Annotated in this window: 19 protein-coding genes; 3 read left to right on the forward strand and 16 right to left on the reverse strand. The window is 67.4% G+C overall.

Going from position 1 to position 17540, the window contains the following annotated elements:
- The first annotated feature begins 13 nt into the window (after nt 1–13).
- Nucleotides 14–1288 carry an organoarsenical effux MFS transporter ArsJ gene (arsJ, locus tag ATO3_RS17850; protein WP_088651254.1) on the forward strand — a complete coding sequence of 425 codons (1275 nt, stop codon included), beginning with the start codon at nt 14–16 and terminating at the stop codon, nt 1286–1288.
- Between the two features lie 98 nt (nt 1289–1386).
- On the opposite strand, the gene ATO3_RS17855 is transcribed toward arsJ, so the two are convergent.
- Nucleotides 1387–2604, reverse strand: coding sequence for an amidohydrolase family protein (locus ATO3_RS17855; RefSeq protein ID WP_088651255.1), 1218 nt, complete (start codon nt 2602–2604; stop codon nt 1387–1389).
- Between the two features lie 86 nt (nt 2605–2690).
- Between ATO3_RS17855 and ATO3_RS17860 the strand changes: the two genes are divergently transcribed.
- A complete protein-coding gene (locus ATO3_RS17860) occupies nt 2691–3086 on the forward strand; it encodes a RidA family protein (protein ID WP_088651256.1) in 396 nt (131 codons plus the stop codon).
- A gap of 86 nt (nt 3087–3172) precedes the next feature.
- Here the strand turns inward: ATO3_RS17860 and ATO3_RS17865 are convergent, their stop codons facing one another.
- From ATO3_RS17865 to hmgA, 8 genes are all read right to left on the reverse strand, one after another.
- A complete protein-coding gene (locus tag ATO3_RS17865; RefSeq protein WP_233152202.1) occupies nt 3173–4120 on the reverse strand; it encodes a cyclase family protein in 948 nt (315 codons plus the stop codon).
- A 156-nt stretch (nt 4121–4276) separates the two neighbouring features.
- A complete protein-coding gene (locus ATO3_RS17870) occupies nt 4277–4492 on the reverse strand; it encodes a DUF2783 domain-containing protein (protein WP_088651257.1) in 216 nt (71 codons plus the stop codon).
- Complete coding sequence (locus ATO3_RS17875) at nt 4489–6138, reverse strand: FAD-dependent monooxygenase (RefSeq protein ID WP_088651258.1); 1650 nt, start codon at nt 6136–6138, stop codon at nt 4489–4491. The genes ATO3_RS17870 and ATO3_RS17875 overlap by 4 nt, the downstream gene beginning before the upstream one ends.
- A 25-nt stretch (nt 6139–6163) precedes the next feature.
- On the reverse strand, nt 6164–6682 hold the full coding sequence (locus tag ATO3_RS17880; protein WP_088651259.1) for a DinB family protein: 519 nt from the start codon (nt 6680–6682) through the stop codon (nt 6164–6166).
- A gap of 49 nt (nt 6683–6731) precedes the next feature.
- Complete coding sequence (locus tag ATO3_RS17885) at nt 6732–7682, reverse strand: MBL fold metallo-hydrolase (protein ID WP_088651260.1); 951 nt, start codon at nt 7680–7682, stop codon at nt 6732–6734.
- An 89-nt stretch (nt 7683–7771) separates the two neighbouring features.
- Nucleotides 7772–8128 (reverse strand): VOC family protein, encoded by a 357-nt coding sequence (locus ATO3_RS17890; protein ID WP_233152203.1) that lies wholly within the window; start codon nt 8126–8128, stop codon nt 7772–7774.
- Entirely contained in the window at nt 8125–9378 is a 1254-nt protein-coding gene (gene fahA, locus ATO3_RS17895) for a fumarylacetoacetase (protein WP_088651261.1), read from the reverse strand. Before fahA ends, ATO3_RS17890 begins: the two co-directional genes overlap by 4 nt.
- Nucleotides 9379–9583: 205 nt before the next feature.
- Nucleotides 9584–10939: a homogentisate 1,2-dioxygenase gene (gene hmgA, locus ATO3_RS17900; RefSeq protein ID WP_088651262.1), complete on the reverse strand. Its 1356-nt coding sequence runs from the start codon at nt 10937–10939 to the stop codon at nt 9584–9586.
- Nucleotides 10940–11013: 74 nt separating this feature from the next.
- Between hmgA and ATO3_RS17905 the strand changes: the two genes are divergently transcribed.
- Complete coding sequence (locus ATO3_RS17905) at nt 11014–11451, forward strand: MarR family winged helix-turn-helix transcriptional regulator (protein WP_088651263.1); 438 nt, start codon at nt 11014–11016, stop codon at nt 11449–11451.
- 82 nt (nt 11452–11533) lie between these two features.
- Here ATO3_RS17905 and ATO3_RS17910 read toward each other — a convergent pair whose 3' ends face one another.
- From ATO3_RS17910 to trmD, 7 genes are all read right to left on the reverse strand, one after another.
- Nucleotides 11534–12343 carry a division plane positioning ATPase MipZ gene (locus ATO3_RS17910; protein WP_088651264.1) on the reverse strand — a complete coding sequence of 270 codons (810 nt, stop codon included), beginning with the start codon at nt 12341–12343 and terminating at the stop codon, nt 11534–11536.
- A 270-nt stretch (nt 12344–12613) separates the two neighbouring features.
- The gene (locus ATO3_RS17915; RefSeq protein WP_088651265.1) at nt 12614–14617 is read right to left on the reverse strand and encodes a tetratricopeptide repeat-containing sulfotransferase family protein; all 2004 of its coding nucleotides are present in this window, start codon (nt 14615–14617) and stop codon (nt 12614–12616) included.
- Between the two features lie 122 nt (nt 14618–14739).
- A complete protein-coding gene (gene rpmE / locus ATO3_RS17920; RefSeq protein ID WP_088651266.1) occupies nt 14740–14961 on the reverse strand; it encodes a 50S ribosomal protein L31 in 222 nt (73 codons plus the stop codon).
- 11 nt (nt 14962–14972) lie between these two features.
- Nucleotides 14973–15368 carry a 50S ribosomal protein L19 gene (gene rplS, locus ATO3_RS17925; RefSeq protein ID WP_088651344.1) on the reverse strand — a complete coding sequence of 132 codons (396 nt, stop codon included), beginning with the start codon at nt 15366–15368 and terminating at the stop codon, nt 14973–14975.
- Between the two features lie 349 nt (nt 15369–15717).
- Nucleotides 15718–16005: a GNAT family N-acetyltransferase gene (locus ATO3_RS17930; RefSeq protein WP_088651267.1), complete on the reverse strand. Its 288-nt coding sequence runs from the start codon at nt 16003–16005 to the stop codon at nt 15718–15720.
- Entirely contained in the window at nt 16002–16652 is a 651-nt protein-coding gene (locus tag ATO3_RS17935) for a CDGSH iron-sulfur domain-containing protein (RefSeq protein ID WP_088651268.1), read from the reverse strand. Before ATO3_RS17935 ends, ATO3_RS17930 begins: the two co-directional genes overlap by 4 nt.
- A gap of 74 nt (nt 16653–16726) precedes the next feature.
- Complete coding sequence (gene trmD, locus ATO3_RS17940) at nt 16727–17536, reverse strand: tRNA (guanosine(37)-N1)-methyltransferase TrmD (RefSeq protein WP_088651269.1); 810 nt, start codon at nt 17534–17536, stop codon at nt 16727–16729.
- Nucleotides 17537–17540 lie beyond the last annotated feature (4 nt).

The raw sequence follows: 17540 nt of genomic DNA on the forward strand, positions 1-17540 counted from the left end.
AGACGAGACGCACATGACCAGCACAAGCAGGGCCGAGGGGCTGTCGGCCTATATCGCTGTCACCGCGGCCTACTGGGCCTTCATGCTGACCGACGGGGCGCTGCGGATGCTGGTGCTCCTGCATTTCCACGGGCTGGGCTTCTCGCCGGTGCAGCTGGCCTACCTGTTCCTGCTGTACGAATTCATGGGGATGGTCACCAACCTCTCCGCGGGCTGGATCGCGAAACGCTTCGGCCTGACTGCAACGCTCTACGCGGGGCTCTCCCTGCAGATCGTGGCGCTTTACGCGCTGACGCGGCTGGATCCGGCCTGGACTGTGGCGGCCTCGGTCGCCTTCGTGATGGGCGTTCAGGGCCTGTCGGGCGTGGCCAAGGACCTGGCCAAGATGAGCTCCAAGTCCGCCGTGAAGCTGCTGGCCCCGGCCGAGGGCGGCGGGCTCTTCCGCTGGGTGGCGCTGCTGACCGGATCGAAGAACGCGGTGAAGGGCGTGGGCTTCCTGCTGGGGGCGGCGCTGCTGGCGTCGGTGGGCTTCACCGCGGCGCTCTGGGCCATGGGCGCGGTGCTGGCCGCGATCCTGCTGGCCGTGGCGCTGCTGATGCCGCCGGGCCTGCCGCGCGGCAGGAAGGGCACGAAGTTCACCGAGGTCTTCTCGCGCGATCCCCGCGTGAACCTGCTGTCGCTGGCCCGGGTCTTCCTCTTTGCCGCGCGCGACGTCTGGTTCGTGGTCGGCATCCCGATCTACTTCTACGCCGTCCTTTCCGACGGGACCGAGGCCGGCAACCGCGCCGCCTTCTTCCAGATCGGCACCTTCATGGCGCTCTGGATCATCGCCTATGGCGCGGTCCAGGGCTGGGCGCCGTCGCTGCTGCGCGCGAAGGACCGCGCGCTGGACGAGATCGTCCGCCTCGCCATGCTCTGGGTCGGGTTGCTGACGCTGGTGCTCGCGACAGTGACGCTGGCCGCCTGGCTGGCCGGTGCGCCCTCGCCGGGGCTGACGCTGTTCCTCGTCGCCGGGTTGATGGTCTTCGGCTTCGTCTTCGCGGTGAATTCCTCGGTCCATTCCTACCTGATCCTGGCGTTTTCCCAGGATGACCGGGTCACGATGGACGTGGGCTTCTACTACATGTCGAACGCCGCCGGCCGGCTGCTGGGCACGCTTCTGTCGGGCGTCAGTTACCAGGTCGGCGAGTTGCCGCTCTGCCTTGGCACCGCGGGGCTGATGGCGGCGCTGTCCTGGCTCGTGGCCCGGCGGCTGCACGGGCGGATGGGGCAGGCGGTGGCGGCCTGAGCGCCCCCTTCTGAATTGGCGCGCCCCTTGCGGTGTCGTGCCGAAGTATTTGTATCCAAGGTGAAGCAGCAGGACGCGCCCCTGACTTCACCTTTGTCTCAAATACTCCGGTGCTCCATCTCCGCCGCTGCAACGGTGGCCAAAGGGCCCAACCGCCCCGACACCAGCCCGGGCAGATCCCGCGCTGCGCTGATCCGCAGATCGCCAACGGCCGCGCCGTTCACCAGCACCGGCGCCCGCCCCAGCGCCCGGGCGGCATTGGTCGTCACCGACGGCAGCCAGCGCGCAAACGGCGGATCCAGATGTCCGGTCAGCACCGCAAGGTTCAGCGCCCCCATCGGGTCATGGAACCCGGTCGGACAGAAGGCATCCGCCACGTTGTCCGAGGCGACGACAATCGGCACCCCCGCCGCGTCCAGCTCGCGCAGCCGGGTCAGACCGCGCCGGTCCGGCGTGCCCGCCCCGCGCCCCTGCAGGTAAAGGTTCGTCGTCGGCAGCGCCGCCACGAAGATCCCCGCCTGCGCCACCTTCTCCAGCAGCCGGTCCAGCGCGTCCCCTTCCACATTCATCAGGCTGCAGCAATGTCCGCACAGCACCGGCCCCTGGTAGCCCATCCCGATCATCAGCTCGGCCAGCAGGCCAAGCCCGTCCAGCCCGTCCTCCAGCCCCTCATCCATGTGGAAATCCAGCGTCAGCCCATATGTCGCCCCGGCCTCCAGCACCGCCCGCATCCCGGCCTCGCGCCCGTCGTGATCCAGCACGAAGGCGCCCAGCGTTCCCCCCGTCGCCGCGATGTCCCTTGCCACACGGTCCGCCGCGCCCGGCTCGGCCAGGATGTCGACCCCGATCAGCGCCGAACGGTCCACCTTCAGCCCGGGCCTGTCCCCGGCCGCCTCGGCGATCACGTGCCAGGCCGGCGGCAGGTCCAGCCCCTCCAGCCAGTCCACATGCGTCCTGAGCAGCCCGCAGCCCGCCGCGATCGCCTCGTCCATGCCGCGCCCGATCCGGGCGCGCAGGTCGTCCTCGGTCCAGAGCGCCTTGTCCTCGACCTGGGCCTCGATCGCCTCGCGCAGGTTGCCGCCGATGCCCTGCATGCGGTGGATCGTGTGGCATTTGTCGAGGTGGCAATGCGCCTCCACCAGCGCCGGCATCACCACGCGCGGCGTGCCCGTCTCGCCGCGCCGCATCCCCGCGACCCGGCCGTCCTCGATCATCAGGTCCCCACGCAGGCACCCGTCCTCGCGCGGCAGATCAGCTGGGGCCGCGCCAAAAAGCACCTCCGGCACCAGCACGTCGCGCAGAACATCAGCAGCCATGGCTCTCTCCGTCAAAATTGCTGCGCGACCCTTCCAAACTGCCCCGCCGGGGGCAAGAGTGAAGCCCAGCCAAACGGAGCCTCTCCATGAAATCGCTTGTCCCGCCGAGTATTTCCCCGCCATTCGCGCGCTATGCCCACGGGGTGGAACTGCCCCCCGGCCAGCGCGTCATCCGCACCTCCGGCCAGCTCGGCCTCGCCGCCGACGGCACGATCCCCGGGGATCCCTTCGACCAGGCGCAGATCTGTTTCGGAAACATCGCCGTGATCCTGGCCTCGGGCGGCATGTCCCCCTCGGACATCTTCCACCTCTCGGCCTACGTCACCGACCGCGCGCATATGCAGGGCTACATGGCGGCCCGCGACCACTTCCTCGCCGCCACGCCCGGGGATCGCCTGCCCAGTTCGACCCTTGTCATCGTCAGCGGCTTTACCCGCCCCGAATTCAAGGTCGAGATCGAGGTCTGGGCGAGCGCGCCCTGATCTTCTTCTTGGGAAAAATACCTCTCAGGGGGTCCGGGGGATGAAATCCCCCGGCCGGTCGGATCGCGCAAGCGATCCGAAACCGCTCAGTACAGCGCCACCGGGTTGATGATCATCTGCACCGTCCCCCGGATCCGCGCCTGGCCTAGCACGAAGAAGAACTCGTTCACGCCCTCCTCCAGCAGCGGCCCGGTGTTCATCGTCTCCAGGATGTAGATCCCGTTCTGCTGCAGCAGGATCACGTGTCCGTAGAAGGTCCCGTCGCCCTCCTTCGCCGGCACCGGCTCCACGCCCCAGGTGTCCGCGCCCACGGCCATCGGGTTCAGCCCGGCCACCCAGTCCGAGCCCGCGTTGTCGATCCCCGGCTCGCCCGAAACCCAGGCCTGCGGGTCGTTCTCGAGCATCGCGTCTGTCCAGCCGGTGTGGAACAGGATGATGTCGCCCTCCCGGAACTCCACCCCCTGCGCCTCGGCCGCCGCCTGGATCTCCTCGGGGCCGAAGCTTTCACCCGCGTCCAGGTGCTCCTTGCCCGCATGCACCGCCATGTCGACGATCACCGCGCGGCCCACCAGCGGCGGGATCGCATGCACGCCCAGCTTGGTCAGCCCGGTGATCGCGGCGATCTCTTTCTCGTCGTTGCAGTTGTAATACAGCCCCTTCTCGCCCAGGTGCCCGAGCCCGTCGATCTGGCTGCCGATGCCCACCCAGGTCTGGAGCACGTCGTCGTTGTAATTCCCGGGATAGCCGAAGGCGTCCAGCTTCTGGCCGCCCTGCTGGTTCGGCTGCACCACCTGCAGGCTCAGCGAGCGGGGCGCGAAGGCCGGTGTTTCGCTGTCGATGACGATGCCCAGCGGCATGGACTTGCCCTGCCTGATCAAGGAGGCCGCCGCGAGCGTGTTTTCGGGCGTGACCAGGTTGGCCGATCCAAGCTGATCCTCCGCCCCCCATTTCGACGGGGCGCATTCCTGCGCGGCCAGCTGACCGGCGCATAACGACAAGGCACAGGCAAGGCCCGCGCGAAACGCGTTCATCATCGTCAGTCTCCCTTGAAATGCGCGGGCGCTCCTCCCAAGGCCGGCAGTGCCGGCGCGCCCGCGCATCGCAACCCTAACACGCAAAAATGCCTCATGCGAAGACATCTTTTCCGCCGCGCTGCGGCACTGGGTCTTGCGACGTAACGTCAAGACTTGTCAGGAATATTTTCGCGCATCCCGCAGAATGGTCTCCAGCACCTGGATGTCGCCGATGCGATTCGCCATCATCAGCACCAGCCGCGCGTTCAGTGCGTGGCTGTCGTCCAGGCTCAGCCCCGCATGGGCGGCCATCAGCGCCGCATAGAATTCGTCCTGGTTCGGGGACAGCCTGTCCGGCGCGGGCCGGGCCTGCGTCTCGCTGTCGGTGCTCATGCGGTTACCTCCCGTTGCGGTGCCGGCGCCTCGTCGCTCTGCATCTCCGCCCCCATGGCCCGGTCCCGGGCGGCGGCGACGCTGGCCGCATCCGGCGCGTCGAAGACCGCCGCGACATGGCCGTCGGGGCGGAACAGATAGGCCTTTTCGCTGCCGTAGCGGCGGATCGCGTGTCCGGACCGGGCGGTGAAACAGGGGTAGTCGCCGTTCCGCTGGTTCACCCCGATCCGCGCGACCCCCGCCACCTCCGGCAGGGGCACCGACCCAAAGCCCACCAGCACGAAGCGTCCCTGCACCTCCTCGATCAGCCAGCTGGCCCCGTGCGGCCCGTCCAGCGGCGCATCCACCATGGCCCGCCCCGGCGCCACCTGCGCCGCGCCCGGCGTGATCAGTGCCGATCCTTCCAGCCCGCAGGGCAGCGACAGCCGCCCCGAGTTCAGCAACTTGCGCGCGAAGGGCTGGTTATGGGCCAGCCGCAGCGTCTCGGCCCGGAACAACGCCTCGATCCCGGTCTTGGGCGTCATGAAATTGGTCGACCGTGCCGAGTTCAGGATGTTTTCCTCCGCCCCGTGCCGGCGCTCGGCATCATAGCTTTCCAGCAGGTTCTCGTTGGCCTGCCCCCCGATGACGGCGGCCAGTTTCCAGCCCAGGTTGTCCACGTCCTGGATCCCGCCATTGCCGCCGCGCGCGCCGAAGGGCGACACCACATGCGCGCTGTCCCCGGCAAAGATCACCCGGCCATGAACGAACCGGTCCAGCATGATGCAGCGGAATTTGTAGACGCTCATCCAGTCCAGCCGGAACGGCGTGTCGCCGACGATGGCGCGGATGCGCGGCATGACCTTCTCTTCGGTCGCCTCGGCCTTGGCATCGGCGCCGACATCCAGCTGCAGGTCGATCCGATAGATGTTGTCGGGCTGCATGTGCAGCAGCGCGGACTTGCCCGGGTGGAACGGCGGGTCGAACCAGAACCAGCGCTCCGGCACGGCCGCGTCGCCGAAGGGGCTGTGCTCCATCTCGATGTCGGCGATCAGGAACTGCTCTTCAAAGACCTGCCCCTCGAAACTCAGCCCCATCCGCTCGCGCGTGGGCGATTTGGCGCCGTCGCAGGCGATCAGCCAGTCGGTTTCCAGTTTGTACAAACCGGACGGAGTCTCGATCTCGACCTGTACAAAACGGTCAATTTCGCGGTGATCCACCACCTTGTTGCAGAACCGCAGGTCGATCAGATCGGGGAAATCCCGGGCCCTCTCGATGAGGTATTCCTCGACGTAATATTGCTGCAGGTTGATGAAGGCGGGATACTTGTGCCCGTCCTCCGGCAGCAGGTCGAAGCTGAAGACCTCCTGCGCACCGTGGAACTGCCGCCCCACCTTCCAGGTCACGCCCCTGGCCAGCATCCGCTCGCCCAGGCCCAGCCGGTCAAAGATCTCAAGCGTGCGTTTCGACCAGCAGATCGCCCGCGAACCCCTTGAAACCACGTTGTTATCATCCAGCACGACACTGGGCACCCCCCTCAGCGCCAGGTCGATCGCCAGCGTCAGCCCGATGGGCCCGGCGCCGACGATCACCACCTTGTGGCGCGGCTCGGGCCCGGTCAGCCCCGGCGGCGGTTCGAATGCATAGGTCTGGTACTCATAGGCCATGGGTCTCCTCCCCCCAGGTTGATCCTCAGCCGAAATAGGCGCGGGCTGTCGGCGCGCGGTCGTACTCCAAATAGAATTCATCCAGTTGTGGCGGCGCAACGCCTTGATATTGCAGCTGAACATGCGCCTGCCCGCGATGGTGCACCTGGTGCTGCACCAGGTGCAGGATCAGCGCATCTACCCGTTCCTCCACCGGGCCGATGTCGCGTTCGGTCATGCGTGTGCCGGCCAGATCTTCCTCTGTCAGGTCGCTGCAGAACCGGGCAAAGCGCATGTCCACATCCGCCTGCGCCGCCGCCAGGTCGAGCGCGGTGCCAAGCTCGGCCTGTTCATAGACCGACCGCCCCCGCCCGCCGTTCTCCAGCGCGTCCACATAATAGAGATCGACCATCCAGATATGGTTCAGCGTCGCCTTGAGCGATCCGAAGAATCCGGGTGCCTCGGCACTCAGCCCGCCATCCGGCAAGTCCCTGAGCGCATTGTAGAACGTGGCGTTCGCCCAGGCGTTGTTCAACGCCATGAGGCGAAAGTGCTCGATGCTCATGCGGCGCCCTCCGGGCCTCGTCCAAGGCGATCGGCATGGCATCCCCTGCTCATCCCTGCAGATCCTCCCACATCTTCCGGTCCCGTTCGGCGGTCCAGATCCGGGGCGTGTCGATATCCAGCGCCTCGTCATAGGCGCGGGCCACGTTGAACGGCAGGCAATGTTCATAGATCGCGTAGTCGGCGAACTTGGGATCGCATTCCGCGCGAACGGCGTCCCAGGCCTCTTTCAGCGACCCGCCGCGCAACGCCACCCGGGCCACCGGCGCATAGGTGGAGCGCACGAAATCCCCTGTCAGATCAAGCGCTTCGTTGACCATCTCGCGGCCCACCAGCGCATCGCCGCGGCCCGGCGCGATGGCGTCCAGGTCCCAGCGGCGGATCGCCTCCAGCGTGCCGGGCCAGTCGTGGAAATGGCCGTCGCCGCAATAGCAGGCGGATTTGTATTCCACGATGTCACCGGTGAACATGACGTTCTGATCCGGCACGTAGATCACGATATCCCCGGCCGTATGCGCGCGGCCCATCTGCATGATGTCCACCCGCCGCTTGCCCAGATAGACCGACATCCGCCCGTGAAACGTGGTCGTCGGCCAGGTCAGGCCCGGGATGCTCTCGTGCCCCTCGAAGAGCCTGGGGAAGCGTTGAAATTCGCTGTCCCAATCTTCCTGTCCGCGCTCGGCGACCATGGCGCGGGCCTTCTCGCTCATGATGATCTGGCTGGCCCCGAAGGCGGAGGCGCCGAGCACGCGCACCGCGTGGTAATGGGTCAGCACGAGGTGGGTGATCGGCTTGTCGGTGACCTCGCGCACATTCTCGATCACCTTGTGCGCCAGGCGCGGAGTGGCCTGCGCCTCGACGATCATGACGCTGTCATCGCCGATGATGACGCCGGAATTCGGATCGCCTTCCGCGGTAAACGCCCAGAGGCCATCGCCCACCTCGGTGAAGGAGATCTGCTTTTCGCTCATGTCGCCCTGCGAGGCGAAGGCTTTGGCCATGTCGATATGTCCTTGTCGCTGGTGTGGATCGTGAGGTCAGGAGTGCCTTCGGCGAGAGGTATTTATGCAAAGATGAAGGACAGGTTGCGCTAATCCTCCAGAAATTCCAAGCGGTTGCCGAACGGGTCTTCGGTGAAGAACCGCCGCCGTCCAGCGATGGCGGCGTCCCAGGTGACGGGGTGGCCGGCGGCGTTCAACTGCTCGGCCAGCCTGTCGATCCCGGCGGTGCGAAAGCCGGGATGAGCCTTCTTCGCCGGGGTGAAACCGGCCTCCACGCCCAGGTGCAGGTCCGCCCCCGCCAGTTGCAGCCAGAGCCCGCCGCGGGGTTTCAGCGCCTCGGGCTTCTCGATCTCCGCCAGGCCGATGATACCACACCAGAAGGCGCGGGCGGCGTCCTCTTCGCCCTGCGGCATCGCCAGCTGGATATGGTCGAGCGCGGGCGTCACGCGAAGGGATCCTCCAGCGCCGTCAGGATGGTGCCGCTGCAGGTGCCAAAGCCGATCCGGTAACCGTCGCCCTGCGCGTGGCCGGCCAGCGTCAGCGTGTCGCCATCCTGGAGAAAGCTGCGCTCCTCCCCGGTGTCGAGCGTCAACGGTTCCTTCCCGCCCCAGGACAGTTCCAGCAGCGAGCCGCGCTCGGGCTTTGTCGGACCCGAGATGGTGCCGGAGCCAAGCAGGTCGCCCGCGTGCATCGGGCTGCCCGCCGTGGTGTGATGCGCCAGCTGCTGGGCGGCGGAATAATACATCTCGCGGTAATTGGTGCGCGAAAGCGTCGTGGGCGCCTTGCCGTCGGGTGCCAGAGTGACCTCGAGCGAGATGTCGTAAAGGCCGGGGCCGTCATCCTTCAGGTGATCCAGCAGCTCCACCTCGCGCTCGGGCGTGTCGGCACGAAACGGCTCCAGCGCGGCCTTCGTCACGATCCAGGGTGAGATCGAGGTGGCGGTGGCCTTGGCCTGGAACGGCCCCAGCGGCTGGTATTCCCAGGCCTGGATGTCGCGCGCGGACCAGTCGTTCAGCAGGACATAGCCGAAGATATGCGCCTCGGCCCCGGCCACGGTCAGCGGCCCGTCCGAGGGCGTGCCGACGATGGCGCCCATCTCAAGCTCGAAATCGAAGCGGCGCGAGGGCAGAAAGGCGGGCCGATCCTGATCGGGGGATTTCAGCTGCCCCCAGGGCCGGCGCACCGCCGTGCCGGAAACACAGACCGACGACGCCCGCCCGTTGTAGCCGATGGGCATGTGCAGCCAGTTCGGCGGCAGGGCGTTCTCGGGGCCCCGGAACATGCAGCCGACGTTGTAGGCATGGTGCCGGCCGGCGTAGAAATCGGTGTATTCGCTGACCACGAAGGGCAGGTGCATCTGCGCCCCGGCCATCGGCACCAGCAGCGGTGCGACCTTCTCCCGCTCCTCCGAACCCTCTTCCAGCAGGGCCGTCACCCGCGCCCGGAACGCCGCCCAGACGGCCGGCCCCTCTTCCATCAGGTCGTTCCAGTAGGGCGCGGCAAAGAGGGGCTCGTCCACAAGGTCGATCAGCCCCTCTTCCTCGGCGGCGGTCACGTCCAGGATCATGTCCCCGATCGCCACGCCGCAGCGCGGCTCGTCCTCGCCGACAGAAAAGACCCCGTAGGGCAGGTTGTTCAGCGGGAAATCGCAGGTCTCGGCATTGGCGCTGTCGAGCCAGCTTTTCATCAACGGCATGAAAGGATCCTTCGTCGTTCACTTGCCCCCACGGTGCGCCCCCGCGCGCGCAAGGGCAATGGCGCAATCCGCCAACCCGCCGCCGGGAGACCGAAGGAGCAGGGCGGCCCGGCATCTTCCGGCGCAGCCCTTTCTTCATCTTTGCAAAAATACCTCATCCGAGCCATCCGACCGCGCTACCGCCGGGGCAGCGCGGCCGGCAGGCTCATTTCTTCCCGGGCGTGCCGTCGAACTTCTTCTCCAGGCTGTCCCAGCAGTCGATGTAATCGTCCTGCAGCGGCGCCTCCTGCGCGGCGAAGGCGGTGAGGTGCTGGGGAAACCGGGTTTCGAACATGAAGGACATCGTGTGGTCCAGCTTGTCGGGGCCCAGGTTGGCATTCGACGCCTTCTCGAACGCGTCCCGATCCGGCCCGTGCGGCAGCATCATGTTGTGCAGGCTCATGCCGCCCGGCACGAAGCCCTGCGGTTTCGCGTCGTACTGGCCATAGATGTTGCCCATCAGCTCCGACATGATGTTCTTGTGGTACCAGGGCGGGCGGAACGTGTCCTCGGCCACCATCCAGCGTTCGCGGAAAAGCACGAAATCGATATTCGCCGTCCCCGGCACGCCCGAGGGCGCGGTCAGCACGGTGAAGATCGACGGGTCCGGATGATCGAACAGGATCGCGCCGACCGGGCAATAGGTGCGCAGGTCATACTTGTAGGGCGCGTAATTGCCGTGCCAGGCGACGACGTCGAGCGGGCTTTGCCCGATCCGGGTCTGGTGGAACTGGCCACACCACTTGATCGTCAGGGTCGAGGGGACCTCGCGGTCCTCGTAGGCGGCCACCGGCGCCTTGAAGTCGCGCGGGTTGGCCAGGGCATTGGCGCCGATCGGGCCGCGGGCCGGCAGCTCGAACTTCTGGCCGTAATTCTCGCAGACGAAGCCGCGGCAGGGGCCTTCCAGCACCTCGACCCGGTAGACGAGGCCACGCGGGATGATGGCGATCTCCTTCGGCTCCACGTCGATGATGCCCAGCTCGGTCGCGAAACGCAGCCGGCCTTCCTGCGGCACCACCAGCAGCTCGCTGTCGGCGGAGTAGAAATATTCGTCCTCCATCGAGGCGGTCACCAGGTAGATATGCGCCGCCATGCCGACCTGGGTGTTCACGTCGCCTGCGGTGGTCATCGTGCGCATGCCGGTCAGCCAGGTCAGGGCCTCGCCCGAATGCGGCACCGGGTCCCAGCGGTACTGGCCCAGCGATCCCACCTCGGGATCCACGTTCGGGGCCGAGCGCCAGTAGGGCAGGTCGATCCGCTCGTAGCGGGTCGAATGCTTGACCGAGGGGCGGATGCGATAGGTCCAGGTCCGCTCGGGCGGGTTGGCGGTGAAGGCGGTCCCCGAAAGCTGTTCGCCATAAAGGCCATAGTTGCATTTCTGGGGCGAATTCATGCCCTGCGGCAGGGCGCCGGGCAGCGCCTCGGTCTCGAAGTCATTGGCCCAGCCGGGCATGTAGCCCTCGGTCGTGCCGACCGGGGTGGCCGCCTGCACCATGCGATGCGGATCGGGATGTCGGTTCATGGCGGGTCGTCCTCCTCGTGTTTCTGCCCCGAGGTATTGGTTGATTTTGTAACTAACAAGGGCTAGCAGGCGCCATGATGGAAAACCCCGACTTCGACCTGCGGGACTTCGTGCCCTACCTGCTGAACCAGGCGGCCGAGGCGAGCTCGCTGGAATTCCAGCGGCTCTACAAGGCCCGCTACGGCATGCTGCGCGCGGAATGGCGGGTGCTGTTCCACCTTGGCATCTATGGCCGCATGACGGCGCGCGAGATCTGCGATCGCAGCGCCATGCACAAGACCAAGATCAGCCGCGCGGTGCAGAAGCTGGCCGACCGGCGGTTCCTGACCCGGGATCCAAGCGACCTGGATCGCCGGGCGGAACATCTGGAACTGACGGCGGCCGGAAGCGCGGCCTATCGCGACCTCATGGCCGCCGCGGCCGATTACGATGCGCGTCTGATGCAGGGGTTCACGGCGGAAGAGACCGCGCTGCTGCGCCAGATGCTGCGCCGGCTCGCCGCGATGCGGTGAGGCCGCCTTCGGGCTGAGCCGTGGCAGACGAAGGCCGCGGAGCCGGATTGTGCGACGGGTCCGGGGCGCTGTCGGGCGGCGGCTAGAAATCCACGCTCACGCCGGGCAGGTTCAGCGTCTTGAGCAGTTCGCGAAGCTCCTGCCGGGCGGCGATGTTGGACATGTTCAGCTGCCGCACGCCGATGTCGCGCAGGTCCAGCAGGGTCAGGCCGCGCGGGAACAATTCGCGGAAGATGACCCGTTCGGAGAACCCCGGGCCCACGCGAAAGCCGACGCGCTTGGCGAGCATGTCGAGCGCGGCTTCCATCTTTTCCTTGTTGGTCATTCGCTGGGCGCCGACCCGGTTGCGGATCACGATCCAGTCGATCGGCTTCAGCCCGGCGCGGGCACGCAGCTGGCGCGCGTTCCAGACCATCTCCGAGTAGACCGAGGGGCCCAGGATCTTCTCGCCCCGGCTGTCGATCCGCGCAAGCAGGTCGAAATCGACGAAACTGTCGTTCAGCGGTGTGATCAGCGTGTCGGCCAGGGAATGGGCCACCTGGCTCAGCCGGGTGTGAGACCCGGGGCAGTCGATCAGGATGAACTCGTGCCCCGGCTCCATCTGCGCGATCGCGGCCGACAGGCGCTGATCGTAGATGTTCTCGCCGTCCTTTAGCGTGGCGGGGTCGATCTCGGGCAGGGGAAAACTGTCGGGGCAGGGCAGGTCCAGCCGCGAGCGCGCGGAGAAGCCCTGGCGGTTCTCGATGTAGCGGGCGCAGGATTTCTGCCGCAGGTCCAGGTCGAGGACGGCAATGGAATGGCCCAGTCGCGCGAGGCCCGTGGCCACGTGCATCGAGACGGTGGATTTGCCTGCGCCGCCCTTCTCGTTGCCGACGACGATGATATGCGCCATGTCCGCTTCAGTCTTTCCAAAGGCCCTTAGGACCTTCTCTATATGGTGCGCCCCTGTCGATGAAAAGCGGTGGCGGCCCGTGTGGCGATCGCAACGCCCAAGTGTTGCGGGGGTGGTTCGGTTCCTGTGCACCGGGCCATGTTGCGTCCCCGGCCGCGCGGCCCACGGGAGTGGTCGGATCGCCGGTGCGGCTTCGGGTCAAGCCGGGTCCGGCGTGGCCTTGTCCGAGACGGTCCGGGGGCCGGGCCAGGGCAGGCGGGCGGGGCGCCGTCAGGCGGCGTGCGCGGTGTCGAACGCGTCCAGAAGCGGACCGATGAAGGGCACATAGGGGCGCCAGCGGCCGCGATTGCCATTGTAGATCTTACGCCGCACCTGGTGGACGCTGGCGGTCAGCACGGCGCGGTCGACCGTTTCGGGATGAAGGCAATCGTCGCTCCATTCCAGCCCGCACCAGTCGACCACGCCGCGCATCGTGGGTTCGGGCGCGTCGACGATATCCTCGTAGCGCAGGGTGCGGATCCGATCCGGGAAGCACTGCGCCCAGTGGGCGGTCAGATCGCTGTAGAGGCGGTGGTAATGGACCAGGTCGGACAGCCCGTAGGCAAAGCCGTTGCCATGGGAGGAGAAGCTGGTGGTGAAGTTGGACCAGCAGGTCTCGACCGGGTCGCGGCGGACATGCAGAACGCGGGCGTCCGGCAGCGCCTTCAGCAAAAGGCCCACCCAGCGGAAGTTCAGCGGCATCTTGTCCAGCACCACGGGCGCGCCGCCCGCCACGGCGGTCAGCCCGCTGCGCAGTTCGGTGGCGTAATGCGCCATCTCCTCGGCCAGGGGGGCCGGCCGCTGCTCGGCCTCGAGCCAGCGCATAATGTCGAGCGAGAGCCGTTCGACCATGGTGAGCTCGCCGGCGGCATGGGCGCCGGGCGCGGCCGAGAGCATCTGTTCGGTCAGGGTCGTGCCCGAGCGGGGCAGGCCGACGATGAAGACCGGGCGCACGCCTTCGGTGACCCCGGTGATGTCGGGCGTGTCGTCCGACATGCGGCGGATGGCCCGGAACAGCGCATCCTGGTTCGCGGGGCTGTACTGGATCAGCTCGCGCCGCTCGGCATTGGCGCGTTCAAGGTGGTCGTAGGCGCGGGCCGGGTCCGTCCCGATCCGATCGAGAAGGCGGAACATGGCGAAGTTGGCCTTGGAGCGGTCCTGCAGCTGCAGTGTTTCCTTCCGCAACAGCTTGCGGGTGCGTCGGACGAGGTCGTCGGTGTCGCCCTCGTGCGCGAGGGTGACGAGGTTGAGCAGCGCATGAACATTGTCGGATTGCTCGGCCAGCGCGGCGCGATAGCGGTCGCGCGCGGCGGAGCGGTCGCCGGAGGCCGAGCAGATGACGCCGATATTGGTCAGGATCTGGCTGCGCTCGCGGGCGCTGCCAGCGTGTCTGAGCGCCTGTTCATGGGCGCCGAGCGCCATGTCCGACCGGCCCATGTCGCGCAGGACCTGGCCCAGCTGGTCCAGCGCGCGGCTGTTGCCCGGATCGCGGCCAAGCGCCTGGGTCAGCGCCTCGTAGGCGGCGGGGCCGTCGCCCATGCGCTGGTGGCAATTGGCCAGCAGCATCCAGCCCGGCAGGCTGTCCGGCGCGATGCGTGTGGCCATGCGCAGACATTCCTCGGCTTCCTTCAGGCGCAGCATCTCGATCAGGGTGCTGCCGCAATTCTGCCAGAGCCCGGCGTCGGCCGCGTCTTCCTCCAGCCGTTCGCGGTAGATCGTCAGAGCCTCCTCGGGGCGGTCGAGCATCCGCAGGCAGGCGGCGCGCAGCTCGCGCGTGGGTTTGCAGGTGGGGTCGTCTTCGAGGATCCCCTCGGCGGCCAAGAGTGCCTTGGAAAACTGTTTCTTGTGATAGAGCGCGTAGATCCATTGCAGGTGATCGGTGCCCTGTCGCCCGGCCGGAGCGGCCGTGGCGCTGATCAGGCTGCCCGTGCCCGAGGCGCCGAAGGCGGAGCCGGTCGCGATGCCGGGGCCTTGATCTGCGTGGCCCTGACCTGCGGCGCCCTGTCCTGCGGAAGTCTGTCCTGCGGAGCCCTGTCCCGGGCTGGCATCGGCCGCCACGCCCGCGCGGTCCAGTGCGGCCAGGGCCGCCTGAGCCTTGCGGTTGCCCGGGTAGGCGGCGAGGATCTCGACATAGATCTCTCGTGCGCGGACCGGGTCACCGCGCTTGGCGGCGGTCTTCGCGTCCGCCAGTTGTCTTGCGACCGATTTTCCCGAACTCGCTTTTGCTGATGTCACCCGACTCGTCCTGCGCCGTTGTCACTGGGGCGCAGACTGGGGCCAGAAGGTTTCCAAACCGTCACCGGAAACGAAAAACGCCGCCCCGGGGGGCGGCGTTTCGACGTCGAAAGAGCAATGGCTCAGAAGCCAAGCCCTTCGTATTTCTTCTTGAATTTCGAGACGCGGCCGCCCTGGTCCATCAGGCGGGTATTGCCGCCGGTCCATGCGGGGTGCGACGTCGGATCGATGTCGAGCGACAGCTGGTCGCCTTCCTTGCCCCAGGTCGATTTCATCTGGAGCACGGTGCCGTCGGTCATCTTGACGTCGATGAGGTGGTACTCGGGATGGGTATCTTTTTTCATCGTCCAGGTCCTCAGGCTTCGGCGCCGCCGGCCTTGTCGGCCTTGGGCTTGTAGTTGGAGACTTCTGCGATCCGGGCCGACTTGCCGCGGCGCGAGCGCAGGTAATACAGCTTGGCGCGGCGCACCTTGCCGCGGCGGACCACGGTGATGCTGTCGATGTTGGTCGAATACAGCGGGAACACGCGTTCCACGCCTTCGCCGAAGGAGATCTTGCGCACGGTGAACGTGCCGGCAATGCCTTCACCGTTCTTGCGGCTGATGCAGACGCCTTCGTAGTTCTGCACCCGGGTGCGCGTGCCCTCGGTCACCTTGTAGCCGACGCGAATGGTGTCGCCGGCCTTGAAATCGGGAATGTCCTTCCCGAGCGAGGCGATCTGTTCCGCCTCGAGTTGCGCGATCAGGTCCATCTGATCCACTCCTAAATCTGCTCGCGGTTTTGTCCGCGAAGGTCTGGCGCCTCAGAGCTCCGGTCTTCTGTCGGGTCCGCCGCAGCGCCCGCCGGAGGGTTCAGGACACGTTTCTTTCGTCACGTCTTGCTCTGGTGGGCCGGCCGGGTGTCCGGAGGAAGAAATCCGGTTCGCGGCAGAACAGCCCGAGCGCCGGTGCCCCCGAAAGGGGCCCGGACCCGCGCGATGTACAGGGAGTCGCCGGGTGGATCAACCCGTTTCGTGCAGGGTCGGGCCAGGGTGTCCCGCCTCGGTCCGGCCGGTCGGCCCCGTCGCCGGCCGTGACCGGCCGTCTCCGTATCCGAGGCGCTCAGCCGAAGACGTCGGACCATTCGGGATGGCGGCCATATTGCGCCTTCACGAAGGGGCAGAGCGGGATGACCTTGTAGCCGGAGGCGCGGGCATCGGCCACCAGCGCCTCGACCAGCGCGCGGCCCACACCCTTGCCCTTGAGCTCTTCGGGCACGCCGGTGTGGTCGGCGATGACCAGGGTCGGGCTGGTCTTGGAGAAGGTCAGTTCGGCCTCGTGGCTCTCGACAACGGCGACGAAACGGCCCTTCGTCTCGCCCTCTTCGCGGGTTACTGTGATGTCGGTCATTCGGTGCCTTCCGTGGCAGGGGCGGTGAAGCCCGCTTTCTTGTGACTGCCGTCGCAGAACGGCTTGTTGGCCGAGTGCCCGCAGCGGCAGAGAAAGGCGCTCTTGCAGGTGGTGACGCGGCGGCCGGAGGCGGCGACGATCTCGAGGTTGCCGGAGACGCGGACCGGGCCGTCCTCGAACGCGGTCAGCTCGATGGGTCCGTCGCGGGCCTCGAGCTCGGCCTGTTCGTCGCGGGTGTCGGGCTCTCCGGTGGCGGCGAAGCCGGCCTTTTCGTGGCTGCCGTCGCAATAGGGCATGTTCGACGACGCGCCGCAGCGGCAGATCAGGGTGCGCTTGCGCGGCGGCTCGCCGGGGATGCGCAGGTCGGCGCGGAATTCGTTCGGGCCGTTTTCCCAGGTGCGCAGCGCGTTGACGCGGGGGACGGGCTCGTCCTGGCCGCCATCGTGGCGCGTGTAGCTCAGCGCGCCGGAGGGGCAGGCGTCGATCACGCGGGCGATCTCTTCGGTGGGGGCCTCTTCGGGGAAGATCCAGCCGCCCCTGGTGCCGGGGCGGAAGACGTCCGGCAGGCCGAGGACGCAGCGGCGGGCGTGGATGCACGTCTTGCCGTCCCAGTGGACGGTGATCGTATCGCTTGAGGTGTCGGACATGGCGGGGCTCCTGTCGGAAAGCTTGGCTGTCCCCGGAAACCTAGCCCGGATTGCCACGCGACCAACGCGGAATCCTACCGCGCCGGCTTGCGGCCCCGGTACTCTGCCCAGAGATCGGGCCGGCGGGCCTTGGTGATGGCCTCGGCCTGGTCCTGGCGCCACGCGGCGATGCGGCCGTGGTGGCCGGACATCAGCACCTCTGGGATGGGGTGGCCCTGCCACTCGGCCGGGCGGGTGTAGTGCGGATGTTCCAGCAGCCCGTCGGAGAAGCTTTCGTCCACCGCCGAGCTGGCGTTGCCGAGCACGCCGGGCATCAGGCGGACGGTGGCGTCGATCAGCGCCTGCGCGGCGATCTCACCGCCGGTCATGACGAAATCGCCAAGCGAGACCTCCTGCACGCCGTAATGCTGCAGGACGCGTTCGTCGACGCCTTCGAACCGGCCGCAGATCAGGGTCATGCCGTCGGTGCGGGCGAGATTGCGCATCATCGGCTGGTCCATGCGGCGGCCGCGGGGCGACAGGTAGATCAGAGGCCAGTTCGGCGTGGTGCCGGCCATGGCCTGTTCGATCGCGGGGCCCAGCACGTCGGCGCGCAGAACCATGCCGGCGCCGCCGCCGGCCGGCGTGTCATCGACATTGCGGTGCTTGCCGATCCCGAAGTCGCGCAGGTCGATGGTCTGCAGCTGCCAGAGCCCGTCCTTCAGCGCCTTGCCGGTGAGGCTTTCGCCCAGCACGCCGGGGAAGGCGGAGGGGAAGAGGGTGATGATCCGGGCCTGCCAGACGCCGTGCAGGTCCGGCGTCGCGGTCATCAGCTCGCGCGGCTTGGCCGAGACGCGCACGGCCTTGCGGCCGAGGGACCGGCCGGGGGAAGGCGTGTCGCTCATCTGG

Origin of the sequence: Marinibacterium profundimaris (genome assembly GCF_002210095.1) — a bacterium.
GTDB classification, from domain to species: Bacteria; Pseudomonadota; Alphaproteobacteria; order Rhodobacterales; family Rhodobacteraceae; genus Marinibacterium; species Marinibacterium profundimaris.